Origin of the sequence: Thiemannella venezuelensis (assembly GCF_014203605.1) — a bacterium.
GTDB classification, from domain to species: domain Bacteria; phylum Actinomycetota; class Actinomycetes; order Streptosporangiales; family Streptosporangiaceae; genus Planomonospora_A; species Planomonospora_A venezuelensis.
Map to the genome: position 1 here is coordinate 1 of NZ_JACHJJ010000052.1, position 11,897 is coordinate 11,897.

At 70.4% G+C, this 11,897-nt stretch carries 11 protein-coding genes, 1 tRNA gene and 1 pseudogene; 4 read left to right on the forward strand and 9 right to left on the reverse strand.

Annotation, left to right across the window (positions count from 1 at the left end; genetic code table 11):
• Positions 1-124: 124 nt before the first annotated feature.
• On the reverse strand, positions 125-1,036 hold the full coding sequence (locus FHS22_RS36655; RefSeq protein ID WP_184948805.1) for a helix-turn-helix transcriptional regulator: 912 nt from the start codon (positions 1,034-1,036) through the stop codon (positions 125-127).
• A 131-nt stretch (positions 1,037-1,167) separates the two neighbouring features.
• On the opposite strand from FHS22_RS36655, the gene FHS22_RS36660 reads away from it, so the two are divergent.
• The gene (locus FHS22_RS36660) at positions 1,168-2,073 is read left to right on the forward strand and encodes an oxidoreductase (RefSeq protein WP_184948806.1); all 906 of its coding nucleotides are present in this window, start codon (positions 1,168-1,170) and stop codon (positions 2,071-2,073) included.
• 535 nt (positions 2,074-2,608) lie between these two features.
• Positions 2,609-3,057 (forward strand): annotated as a pseudogene (locus FHS22_RS36665) (transposase family protein); the annotation flags it as partial.
• 51 nt (positions 3,058-3,108) lie between these two features.
• Here the strand turns inward: FHS22_RS36665 and FHS22_RS36670 are convergent.
• The 4 genes from FHS22_RS36670 to cysS all read right to left on the reverse strand — a co-directional run bounded on the left by FHS22_RS36670 (position 3,109) and on the right by cysS (position 6,824).
• A complete protein-coding gene (locus FHS22_RS36670; RefSeq protein WP_184948808.1) occupies positions 3,109-3,663 on the reverse strand; it encodes a hypothetical protein in 555 nt (184 codons plus the stop codon).
• A gap of 568 nt (positions 3,664-4,231) precedes the next feature.
• Positions 4,232-4,304, reverse strand: a tRNA-Thr gene (locus FHS22_RS36675).
• A 75-nt stretch (positions 4,305-4,379) separates the two neighbouring features.
• A complete protein-coding gene (gene rlmB, locus FHS22_RS36680; protein ID WP_184948809.1) occupies positions 4,380-5,348 on the reverse strand; it encodes a 23S rRNA (guanosine(2251)-2'-O)-methyltransferase RlmB in 969 nt (322 codons plus the stop codon).
• Positions 5,349-5,426: 78 nt separating this feature from the next.
• Positions 5,427-6,824, reverse strand: coding sequence for a cysteine--tRNA ligase (gene cysS, locus FHS22_RS36685; protein WP_184948810.1), 1,398 nt, complete (start codon positions 6,822-6,824; stop codon positions 5,427-5,429).
• A gap of 177 nt (positions 6,825-7,001) precedes the next feature.
• Here cysS and FHS22_RS36690 point away from each other — a divergent pair, with 177 nt between their 5' ends.
• Positions 7,002-8,567: a DUF2637 domain-containing protein gene (locus FHS22_RS36690; protein ID WP_184948811.1), complete on the forward strand. Its 1,566-nt coding sequence runs from the start codon at positions 7,002-7,004 to the stop codon at positions 8,565-8,567.
• A gap of 587 nt (positions 8,568-9,154) precedes the next feature.
• Here FHS22_RS36690 and FHS22_RS36695 read toward each other — a convergent pair.
• The 4 genes from FHS22_RS36695 to FHS22_RS36710 all read right to left on the reverse strand — a co-directional run bounded on the left by FHS22_RS36695 (position 9,155) and on the right by FHS22_RS36710 (position 10,948).
• The gene (locus FHS22_RS36695) at positions 9,155-9,421 is read right to left on the reverse strand and encodes a GlsB/YeaQ/YmgE family stress response membrane protein (protein WP_184948812.1); all 267 of its coding nucleotides are present in this window, start codon (positions 9,419-9,421) and stop codon (positions 9,155-9,157) included.
• Between the two features lie 98 nt (positions 9,422-9,519).
• Positions 9,520-9,801 carry a GlsB/YeaQ/YmgE family stress response membrane protein gene (locus FHS22_RS36700; protein ID WP_184948813.1) on the reverse strand — a complete coding sequence of 94 codons (282 nt, stop codon included), beginning with the start codon at positions 9,799-9,801 and terminating at the stop codon, positions 9,520-9,522.
• Between the two features lie 167 nt (positions 9,802-9,968).
• Positions 9,969-10,448: a 2-C-methyl-D-erythritol 2,4-cyclodiphosphate synthase gene (gene ispF, locus FHS22_RS36705; RefSeq protein ID WP_184948814.1), complete on the reverse strand. Its 480-nt coding sequence runs from the start codon at positions 10,446-10,448 to the stop codon at positions 9,969-9,971.
• 17 nt (positions 10,449-10,465) lie between these two features.
• Positions 10,466-10,948: a CarD family transcriptional regulator gene (locus FHS22_RS36710; RefSeq protein WP_012887713.1), complete on the reverse strand. Its 483-nt coding sequence runs from the start codon at positions 10,946-10,948 to the stop codon at positions 10,466-10,468.
• 259 nt (positions 10,949-11,207) lie between these two features.
• Here FHS22_RS36710 and FHS22_RS36715 point away from each other — a divergent pair, with 259 nt between their 5' ends.
• On the forward strand, positions 11,208-11,798 hold the full coding sequence (locus tag FHS22_RS36715) for a copper chaperone PCu(A)C domain-containing protein (RefSeq protein ID WP_184948815.1): 591 nt from the start codon (positions 11,208-11,210) through the stop codon (positions 11,796-11,798).
• Positions 11,799-11,897 lie beyond the last annotated feature (99 nt).

Sequence of the window (11,897 nt, forward strand, 5' to 3'; positions counted from 1 at the left end):
TCGTATCGCCGCAGGCTCTATCAGTACCGTGCTCGTATCAGCCACTACCGGCGACGACATCGCTTATACAACGAAATGTTGTTGTAGTACTAGGTGGAAGTGGACGTCAAGGGGTGTATCGGGTTCAGAAAGCGTCAGAAGTGTCAACGACGCGCGAATCTGGACCCGTCTGCTTGTCGGCGAGCGCCGAGCGGGTCGCGTGCAATGACGCCAGGAGCTGCAGCCGGTCCGCGTCGGCGCTGCCCGGCTCGGCGGTGAAGACCAGCATGACCGGGCCGGGGTTGCCGGGCAGCGGATAGGTGTCCCAGTCCAGGACGATGTCGCCGACCGCGGGGAGCCGGAAGGTCTTGGTGCCGCTGACCGACGCGCGTACGTCGTGCCGGGCCCACAGCCGCCGGAACTCGGCGCTGCGGATGCTCAGCTCACCGACGATCGCGGTGGCGCGCGGATGAGTGGGGTCGGTGGCGACGGCGGCACGCATCATACCGATGTAGTCCAGGGCCTGCCGCTCCCAGTCCGGGCAGCTCCGCTCGCCGGTCAGCGTGTCGTCGAACATCAGCAGGAGCATGTTGAGCCGGTGGGGCGGGTAAGCGTCCGGGTCACCGAGCAGCGCCTCCGCCATCGGGTTCCAGGCGAGCAGGTCGAGGTGCCGGCCGAGCACGACCGCTGGGGTGTCCATCACCCGCAGCAGCCGCCGTGTGCTGTCCGGCACCCTTTCCGGGCCACGGTCCACCCGGGCGGGTACCGGCCGGCGGGCGGCGCGGGCCAGGGTGAACAGGTGCCGGCGTTCCTCGCCGTCGAGGCCGAGCGCCCCGGCGAGCGCGTCCAGGACATCGTCGGACGGGCGCACCTCCCGGCCCTGCTCCATCCGCTGGTAGTAGTCGGTGCTCAGCCCGGCCAGCAAGGCCAGCTCCTCGCGCCGCAGCCCGGTGACCTTGCGCCGGCCGCCCGGCTCCAGGCCGACGTCGTATGGACGCAGCCTGCCGCGCCGGGCCCGCAGGAAATCTCCGAGCTCACGAGCGTACGGATTGCTCATGCCGCAAGTGTGCCGCCTCGCCGGGCACCCATGGTAGGTCCCGCAGACCTAGGCAGCCGAGAACGATCGAACCGGCTCGCGTTGCTTCTAGCGTCGTCGGTCTACCGTACCGATACCCGCAGGAGCAGCAGATGACCGGATGGACCGCCGACCGCATCCCCGACCAGCACGGCCGGATCGCCGTCGTGACCGGCGCGAACTCGGGCCTGGGCCTGGTCACCGCGACCGAGCTGGCCCGTCGCGGCGCCCATGTCGTGCTCGCCGTCCGCAACACCGCCGCCGGCGAGGAGGCCGCCCGCCGGATCGGTGGCGACGTCGAGGTGCGCGAGCTGGACCTGGCCTCCCTCGATTCGGTACGCGCGTTCGCCGCGAAGCTGGCCGTCGACCACCCTGCGATCGATCTGCTGGTCAACAACGCCGGCGTGGTGCTGCTCGGCCCGCGCCGCACCTCCGCCGACGGCTTCGAGCTGCAGCTCGCCACCAACATGCTGGGCCACTTCGCGCTGACCGGCCTGCTGCTCGGCAAGCTGGCCGCGGCGAGGCGATCCCGGGTGGTCAGTCTCGGCTCGATCACCCATAAGAACGCGCACCTCGACTTCGACGACCTGATGTCCGAACGTGACTACCGGGCCGCTCCCGCCTACGGTCGGTCCAAGCTCGCCACCACGATCTTCGGCGTCGAGCTGGACCGCCGCCTGCGCGTCGCCGGATCGCCGATCGTCAGTGCGCTGGCCCATCCCGGTCTCACCCGCACCAACCTGACTCCGCGTGCCTGGGAGCACCGTGGCCGGTTCGGGCAGATGATCGCGCGGCTCGGCCTGCTGGTCACCCAGTCGGTGGAGCAGGGCGCGCTGCCGCAGTTGCGCGCCGCGACCGATCCCGGTGTGCGGGGCGGCCAGTTCTTCGGGCCGTCCAGGCTCTGGGAGACGCGGGGCCCGGTCACCGAGGCCCGGCTCAGCCGAGAGGCGGCCGATCCGGCCGTCGGCAAGCGGCTCTGGGCGGCGGCCGAGGAACTGACCGGCGTCAGCTACCTGTGAACCCGGTGGTCACCGGTCGGCCGGTGGCGACCCGCAGCATCTCGACCAGCCACCTGATGCGATCGTGCACGGCCGCCTCAAACCGCCATGCCGACGATCGGTGTCTACGTGCCGTCGTCGACAGGGCGAACGTTGCCTGATGTGGCACCGGGAGGTTCGAGCTCCTGACATCCTGCTTGCAAAGACGCGTACCGATCTTGGATGGCTGGCAAAGAAGCAGCTCACGCACCGATAGCGCTCCCCGTGACTCCCCCTGTTCCCCTTTGCTCCCCGCCCTATCGGGCACGCCGTCAGCAAGGAGGCGAACCGTCCAAAGTCTTCGGGAACGGAGTCGCGGACAGGATATGGAACTGTCCGGCTTCGTCGCCAACACCGTTGAGCCCTGGGGCGCAGCACTGAACGCTTTTCATCCCCAGGCGGCGGCCTGCCTGGTCACAGCATGATCGAGAGTCGGGCGTTCGCCTGACGACGTAGAGAAGCTCCTGGTAAATGGGTTGATCACCACAACCAGACCCATCCCGACCAGGAGCTTCAGGTGCTGTTCTACCGTGCCGCGGTCGATTTGCCGCGTTCAACGCTGAACTACGTGGCCGGCCTGATCCGCCGCAGGCGCAAGGCGATCGGCTCACCCTGGCGGCGGCTGAACCCCGGACAGCAAGCCCTGCTCGTGCTGGTCTACCTGCGTAAGGGGGAGACGTTCAGCGAGATCGCCGCTGGGTTCGGGGTCTCGACGACCACCGCGTGGCGGTATGTGGAAGAGACGGTGATGCTGCTGTCGGCGAGGTCGCCGAAGCTGCGCAGGGCGCTGCGCACAGCCGAGAAGAACGGGCTGCACGACCTGGTGCCGGCGGCATGCTGATCCACACCGACCGGGTGAAGGCCGACCGGCCGTACTTCTCCGGAAAGCACCGCGTGCACGGGATGAACGTGCAGGTCCTCGCCACACCGGACGGGACGGTCCTGTGGACGTCGGGGGCTCTGCCGGAGCGACTGTCGATCGGTGGTGACAGCGACCGTTTGGGCCGAGAATCGATGTCACTGAGAAATAGCAGCGCTGCTGGACTTGCGGTGAGACGACAAGTGCGTTCCGCAGGGTGAGGGGCGCTCGAAGGTGAACTCGGCCCCGCTCCCGCTCTCCCGGTAGCCCATCGCCCGCAGCGCCTTGTCCGACGCCGCCCGGCTGGCGAACTCCTGTGCCACCTCGCGCAGGCGGGGGTCCAGCCCGCTCGCCGCCTCCCGCAGGTACGCATCAGCATTCAGCCCGACCAGCTCAATCGCCCGGTGCAGGACGGCCAGCGAGGGCAGCACATCGCGAAAGTCCCGCGCGGCGACCACCCCCAGCAGCACCGCGCGGATGCCGCGGGCCAGCGGCTGCGCCGACCCGAGCCGGACTGCCAGCGTGGCGGCCCGCTCGCCGTAACAGCTCAGCACCGAGTCGGCATGAGCGGGCAGCCGCTCAGGCAGGGAACCCAGGTCCGCCCAGGTGAATCCATCGAGCAACGCGCCGATGCGATCATCGATCGCGTGTGGCAGCTCTCGGTCGGCGTAGTTCTCGGTGCGCCCGTCCGACAGGACTTCCAGCCCGCTCATAGCCCTCCTCCGCTGCACTCCCGCCGTCCCGCCGTGCGCAACACCGATCGGATCATCTCGGCGTCCCGGTCCAGCGCCGTACCCGAACTGCGGCTTGCCGCTCATGCTCCACACCGTAAGCCAATCGAGGCCTTAGCCAAAGGGTCAGGATCATCGCAGGTCAAGCGGTACTTCGTTGGAAATTCCTTCACCAGTCCAGGACCTCGTCGAGGAAGAGCACCAGGCCCCCACGTGATCGTCGATCGCCTCTTGACGCTGCTACTTTTCACCGACATTTCTGACCCGCATCGGCCCTGAGCGCTATCCAAACTGACCGACAAACGCTGCTGCTTGTCGTCGACGAAATCAGACCAAAGAACTCATGGCGTACTTCCGGACGGATGGGAAGGGCGATCAGGCACCGATCACGTCTGCGTTCGATGAGTACCTGAGACTGATGCGTAAGGAACTCGGCGTGAGGTGAACGGCAGCCGTAGGCAGGAGTCTTCTGCGCACGTTGCTGTACTTCACTGCTGTATAGAGATCGAAAAGGCCCCTTCCAAACCTCGGAAGGGGCCTTCTACCTGCGAGCCGACGAGGGGAATCGAACCCCTGACCTTCTGTTTACAAGACAGATGCTCTGCCGATTGAGCTACGTCGGCATGGTTGCCTGACGAGTGTAGTCGGACCGAGCCCCTGACGTCACCGAGGTATCTCAGGCAATCCTCGGGCGGTGCCTACCTCCTGCGGTGGCGGGCCACCTCGTACAGGGCGATGCCGGCGGCGACGCCCGCGTTGAGGGACTCCGCCGCGGCGTGCATGGGGATGCGGACGACCAGGTCGCAGGCCTCGCGGACCAGGCGGGACAGGCCCTTGCCCTCCGAGCCGACGACGACGACCAGCGGGCCGTCGAGGAGGTTGGCGTCGCCGAGGTCCACCCGGCCTTCGCCGTCCAGGCCGACCACGAACAGCCCGGCCTCGCGGTACTCCCGCAGGGTCGCGGTGAGGTTGGCCGCGCGGGCCACGGTCAGGTTCGCCAGCGTGCCCGCCGAGGTCTTCCAGGCGCCGCCGGTCACCCCGGCCGAGCGGCGGGAGGGGACGACCAGGCCGTGGGCGCCGAAGGCGGTGGCGGAACGGGCGATGGCGCCGAGGTTGCGCGGATCGGTGACGCCGTCGAGGGCGACGATCAGCGGAACCTCGGCGGCGTCCTGGGCGAGGCCGATCAGGTCCTCCGGGTGGGCGTACTCGTAGGGCGGGATCTGCAGGGCCAGGCCCTGGTGGATCGCGCCCTCGGTCAGCCGGTCCAGCTTCTCCCTGCCGACCTCCAGCATCGCGATGCCCCGGTCGGCGGCGATCCGGATCGCCTCCTTGACCCGGTCGTCGTTGTCGATGCGCTGCGCGACGTAGAGGGCGCTGGCCGGCACGCCCGCGCGGAGCGCCTCGACGACCGGGTTGCGCCCGCCGATGTACTCGGGGGCGTCCTCGCTGCGCCGGGTGCGGACCGGCGTGCGCGGGGAGGAGGACCTTCCGGTCTTCTCCTCGCGTTCGAGCCGCTCGGCGCGCGCCTTGTCCTTGTACCAGTGCCGCATGTGCGCCGGCGGGGTCGCCCCCTTGCCCTCCAGGCCACGCCGGACGTTGCCGCCCGTGCCCTTGGTCGGACTCTTCTTCTTCGCGGGCCGTCCGGCCCCTCTACCCCCACCAGCCATGGTCCCTAGGGTACGGCCTGCGCCCGGAGCGCCGGGCCACAGGGACGCGGCCCCATGACCCCGGCGCTCCCGCCTCGGCTACCTCGCCAGCTCCCAGCGGGGGCCCTGAGGGGTGTCCTCCACGGTGACCCCGGCCTCGGCCAGCTGGTCGCGGATGGCGTCGGCGGCGGCGAAGTCCTTGCGGGCCCGGGCCGCCTGGCGCTGCTCCAGGGCCACGGCCACCAGGGCGTCCACGGTCGCGCGGAGGCCGGAGCCGCCGCCCGAGGAGCGCCACTGCGCCGAGCGCGGGTCCAGGCCGAGCACGTCGAGCATGTTCTGCGTCTCGGCCAGCAGCCGGGCCACCTGCTCCTTGTTGCCCTGGGCCAGGGCGACGTTGCCCTCGCGGACCACCTCGTGCACCACGGCGAGCGCCTGGGGGGTGCCCAGGTCGTCGTCGAGGGCGTCGGTGAACGCCTGGGGCAGCGGGGCGTGCGCGTCCACGTCGTGGATCACCTCGGCAGCCCGGGTGACGAAGCCCTCGATACGCTGGTAGGCCGCGGCCGCCTCGAACAGCGCCTCCTCGGAGTAGTCGATCGAGGAGCGGTAGTGCGGGGCGGCCAGATAGTAGCGGAGCTCGACCGGGCGGACCTTCTTGGTGACCTCGGGGATCAGCAGGGAGTTCCCGAGCGACTTGCTCATCTTCTCCGCGCCGATCTTGAGCATGCCGTTGTGCATCCAGTAGCGGGCGAAGCCGTCCCCGGCGGCCTGCGACTGGGTCAGCTCGTTCTCGTGGTGCGGGAAGATCAGGTCGACGCCGCCGCCGTGGATGTCGAAGGTCGCCCCGAGGTACTTGGTCGCCATGGCGGAGCACTCCAGGTGCCAGCCGGGGCGGCCGCGGCCCCACGGGGTCGGCCAGGTCGGCTCGCCGGGCTTCTCACCCTTCCAGAGGGCGAAGTCGCGCGCGTCGTGCTTGCAGGAGTCGGTGTCGGTGTCGCCGGCGGCCCGCATGTTCTCCGGCTTCTGGTTGGAGAGCGAGCCGTACCTGTCGGCGTAGGAGACGACGTCGAAGTAGACGTCCCCGCCGGAGGCGTAGGCGTGGCCCGCCGCGATCAGCCGCTCCATGAGCTCGATCATCTCGGGGACGTGGCCGGTGGCACGCGGCTCGACGGTCGGCGGCAGGCAGCCGAGCACCTGGTAGGCCCAGGTGAAGGCGCGCTGGTTGCGCTCGGCGACCACGAACCAGGGCACGCCCTCCTCGGCCGCGACCCGGATGATCTTGTCGTCGATGTCGGTGACGTTCCGGCAGAAGGTGACGTCGTATCCGGACCTGGTCATCCAGCGCCGGAGCACGTCGAAGTTGACGCCGGAGCGGATGTGCCCGATATGCGGTGGAGCCTGCACGGTGGCGCCACACAGGTAGATCGACGCCCGGCCGGACTCGACCGGAACGAACTCGCGGACCGTACGCGTGCTGGTGTCGTAAAGGCGCAGACTCACGATGGCAAGGCTAACGCCTTGACCCGCCTCACAGGCCGGGTTGCCGGACGTTGGGGCCGCCGGGCACCCTCTTTTGCGGATATAAGGGTCTTCTGTGATCCAGGTGGCGCGCTTCGCCCCTCTGGAGATTCACTCAACCGATCACGGTGGGTGTCGATTCTGTACGCTCGAAGGGCCATGGACGTGAACTCCCCCGCGGCGGCGGACTCGCTCTCCCGCCCGTCCTCAGCCCCACCCGCCCCCGCCGAGCGCGGCCGGGCCGCCACCGCCCTGCGCCACGCGGGCGTCGTCCTCGCCGGGATCGGCGTGGCCGCCCTCACCGGGGCGGCGTGCGTGCTCTCCTTCGAGGACCTGCGCGCCCTCGCCGTCCTCGGCGAGGCCCGGACCGATCTGGCCTACCTCTACCCCGCCGCCTTCGACGCGCTGCTCGCCGTCGCGATGATCAGTGTGCTGCTGCTGCGCGGCGGGCGCTGGCCGGTCCGCCTGCAGGCGGGGCTGGTCCTGACCCTGCTGCTCGCCGCGGCGGTCGCCGTCGAGGTGACCACCGCCATGCGGGTCGCGGTGGACGTACGGCAGGCGGCCGTCGTGGTCGCCGTCGCCCCGTGGGCGATGCTGACCGTGGCACTGTGGCTCTGGCTGCTGCTGATCAAGCACGCCCACGCGCGGCGGGCCTCCCTGGACGCCCGTGCCGCGGGCTCCGGCCGCGGGCATGGTCACGGCGGCCGTGACATCGTGCCGTTCCCCGAGGCGCCCACCGCGGAGTACCCCGTCCGCCCGGCCGCGTCCTCCGCTCCGGCCCGCGCGGACGGCCTCCAGGCGACCGGGTACCAGGCGACCGGGCACCAGGCGACCGAGGTGCTGCTCGACCCCGAGGCGGCCCCGCCGCTGGAGTCCGCGCCCCATCACGACCTTCCGGCGGTCCCCGTGGTCGGCCCCACGCCCGCCCCGGAGACGCCCGAGATCGACGCGACCGCCGAGCGACCCGAGCCCGCCGGCCCCGCCGTACCGGCCGCGCGGCCGGCGGGGGACGCCGTCCCGCCGGGCGCGGTGAGCCGGGCGGCGGGGGACGCCGTCCCGCCGGGCGCGGTGAGCCGGGCGGGCGCGGTGAGCCAGGCGAGCCCTCCGGTCCCGGCGCACAGGCGGGATCCGGACAGGACCGAGGACAGGACCGAAGACAGGACCGAGGATAGGGCCGAAGACAGGACCGGGGACAGGCGGGACGTGCCGGTGCGCTGGGGCGACCTGGTCCGGCCCCGCCGCGGCGACCTGCTCGTCCACCCGCTCCGCCCTGCCGTGCCGGAGCCAGGACCGGAGCCGGAGAGCCGCGTCAGCGAGCGCGTGGAGACCTGGGAGACCGCACTCGAGCCGGCCGCCGGGGAGTCCCCGGAGCACGGCCCGGACGAGACCGCGGGGTACGGCGACGCGGCAGACGGCGGCGCCTCCGAAACGGGCGGCGGCTCCCCGGACGCGCCGTACGACGCGGACGCCCCGTATGACGCGGACGCCCCGTATGACGCGGACGCCCCGTACGGCGAAACCCCAGAAACCGGATACGGCGAGGTCACCCAGCCCCTGCGGACCATGGACGCCGCCGGCGCCGACTCCCCCGACCCCGCGCACGGCGCCGAGGCCGCCGATCCGGAGGAGGACGCGGCGGGACGGCACCGGTCCTACGCGGGCGACGACACCGCCGCGCCCCCGTCCGGGCGCATGCGCAGCACTCCCACCCCTCCGGAGGGGTGAACTCGGATCCCCTGTGCCCGCACGGCCGTGCGGCCGTGCGGCCGTGCGGGCACAGGGGATCCGGTACGACGGGAGCGGTACGACGGGAGCGGTACGACGGTGCGGTGCGCCGGACCGTGCGGCCGGCCTCCTGGAGGGGCCTGACGGGAGTCGGCGCTTCTCCCGGCGGTCCGGCGGGTGTGCCCGTGGGCCGGCTCCGGGGCCTTGGGGGGAGCCGGCCCGGATTTCGGGCCGGCGGACAGGCGGGGCCTGTCCGCGGAGATCGGTCGTGCGGCGGGCGTCCATGGCCCGCGCTTCGCCGACCTACAGTGGACCGGCCCGCAGTTTCTCGTCCACACACCGGTGGACGGCGCCCCACTGCGGACCGGCGATCTATTCACTTCCGGTCACGGGCCGGGAGGCCCCGGACCGGTCCGGCGTGTCGCTCGGACCGGCCCGGGACGGCCGTGACCCGCTCGGCGTACGGATGGAGCCGAGCGGGTCTGGCTGGAAGGCGGCGGCGTGGTGCGGGCCGCCGCATACCTCTCCGGACCGGAGAGTGTCCAGTGCAGCCTCGACGGGCTCACCCGGGGGCGAAGCCCGGCCGGCTACACCCGGGAACGACGGAGCCCGGCGACCAGGCCGACGCCGACGATCGCCAGGACGACCTGCATGACGAGTTCGATCCAGTCGATGCCGTCCGTGGTGGCGACGTTCAGGACCTGGGCGATCGCGGTGCCGATGAGCGCCGCGACGATACCGACGACGATGGTCAGAATCCATCCGATCGGCTGCCTGCCGGGAAGCAGGAGACGGCCGACGGCGCCCACGATGGCGCCGATGACGATGGCTCCGAGAATGGATGCGATGGTCATATCAACCTCCCCGTGAGGGTGAGACCTTCACTCTCACGGGAAGACGGCTACCCCCTGCACCACGGTTATTCCTGGGAACAGCAAAATCCCAGGTCAACTCAGGTGCGATCGGTTCTTCCGGTTCTACCCGGCCGCATCTGGGTGACGAGCATCACCCCGGCGACCGCGAGGGCGAGCTGGAGGACGTGTTCCCACCAGTCGATTCCTCTTGTGTTCGCGAAGCCCAGGGCACTCGCGATGAGCGTCCCGATGAGCGCCGCGGCGATGCCGACGATGAGCGTCAGTCCGATGTTGATGCTCTGCCGGCCGGGAATGATGAGGCGCGCCAGCGCCCCGACGATGGCTCCGATGACGATCGCGGAGACGATCGATCCAATCATGTCCAGCTCCCCCCGTTACGAGGACATGGTCATTAGGGGGCTACCCAGGACATTCGCAGATTATCCACACAAAAAGGGGCGGCCCGCACCGCGCCAGGAAACGGGCCGCCTCTCCGGAAATACGGCGGGCTCTTCGCGCCGCCCGCCGGTGCGCTCGCGCGCTCCGCCTAGAGGACGCGTGAATCGGGATTCAGGTTGACCACGATCGCCGTGGCGACGGCCGCCACGCCCTCGCCCCGGCCGGTGAGGCCGAGGCCGTCGGTCGTGGTGGCGCTGACGCTCACGGGTGCGCCCACGGCCGCGCTGAGGGCCTTCTCGGCCTCGGTACGGCGCGGCGCCAGCTTGGGACGGTTCCCGATCACCTGGACGGCCACGTTGCCGATCTCGAAACCGGCCTCGCGCACCTTCCGCGCGGCCTCCTCCAGCAGCGAGACGCCGGAGGCTCCGGCCCAGCGCGGGTCGGAGGTGCCGAACAGGCCGCCGAGGTCGCCGAGACCGGCGGCGGACAGCAGCGCGTCGCACGCGGCGTGGGCGGCGGCGTCACCGTCGGAGTGCCCGGCCAGGCCGGTCTCCCCCGGCCAGTGCAGGCCCGCCAGGTGCAGTTCGCGCCCGGATGCGAACGGGTGGACGTCGACTCCGACGCCCACCCGTGGAAATGTCGTGTTCAGGAGTTGAGAACCTCGTCCAGCAAGGCCTCTGCCTTGTCCTCGTTGGTCTTCTCGGCGAGCGCGAGCTCGCTGACCAGGATCTGCCGCGCCTTGGCGAGCATGCGCTTCTCGCCGGCGGAGAGTCCGCGTTCCTTGTCTCGTCGCCACAGGTCGCGAACGACCTCGGCCACCTTGTTGACGTCGCCGGACGCCAGCTTCTCGAGGTTGGCCTTGTAGCGGCGGGACCAGTTCGTGGGCTCTTCGGTGTGAGGCATGCGAAGCACGTCGAAGACGCGCTCAAGGCCCTCCTGCCCGACGACGTCGCGAACTCCGACGAGTTCGGCGTTGTCCGCCGGCACCTGGACGGTAAGGTCGCCCTTGTCGACCTTGAGAACCAGGTAGGTCCTTTCCTCACCCTTGATGGTTCGGGTCGTGATCGCCTCGATCCGAGCAGCCCCGTGGTGGGGGTAGACGACAGTGTCGCCGACCTGGAAAGTCATGTGACAAGTACCCCTTCCGCTGTACTCCAGAGTACCACGTATCCACAGGCTCCCGGAACAGTGAAATCACCATAACTGCAGGTCAAAGCCGCGTTTTAAGCCTTGACAAGCGCTCAACTCTATGAATCAACAGGTAAAAAACGGCGGTGACCTGCGCTCCGCCGGGGGGCGCGATCAGGCGGGTCGCCGGAAAACCCGAGAAAGTCCACAGATAGGGTTGGCCTGCCCTATCTCATGTGTGACAAGGAGAACTCGCACCGTGACCCGCAACAGCCGTCACTGGGCGATCGCCGCCGCCGCGTTCCTCGCAGCCGCCCCGGCCCTGGCGGGCTGCGGCGCCGGATTCGACGCGATCACCAACCAGCCCTACGCGCCCACCGAGGCGCTGAGCACCAAGATCAACGACAACGGCCGGAACCTGTCCATCTCCCAGGCGTACTTCCTGGGCCCGGACTCCGGTGGAACGCTCCCCGCGGGCCAGAGCACGCCGCTCTACCTCTACGTGGTCAACCACGGCAAGGAGGACGACCAGCTCGTCGGCCTGGGCGTCGACCCCGGCGTCGGCACCGCCAAGGTCCCCGCGCCCGTCCCGCTCCCGGTGAACAAGGCCGCGACCGTCGGCAGGCCCACGCCCTCGATCATGATCGAGCAGCTGAAGAAGCCGCTCAAGGGCGGCGAGAGCGTCAAGGTCCAGCTCCAGTTCGCCAAGGCGGGCATCGTCACCCTGGACGTCCCGGTGATCACCCGCAGCCGCGAGTTCACCGGCCTGCCGGCCGTCCCGGGCGCCTCCGCCGCCCCCACGCCGACCCCCACGCCCACGGTCGACCACGAGGGCGAGGGCGGCCACTAGGCCACTAGACGAGTAAGTCCGAAGTCTGGTCAGTGGTCGTAGGCGATCAGGGATCGGGTGACGGGCTGGCCGGTGGCGCGGTTGTGCCAGATCGCGGCG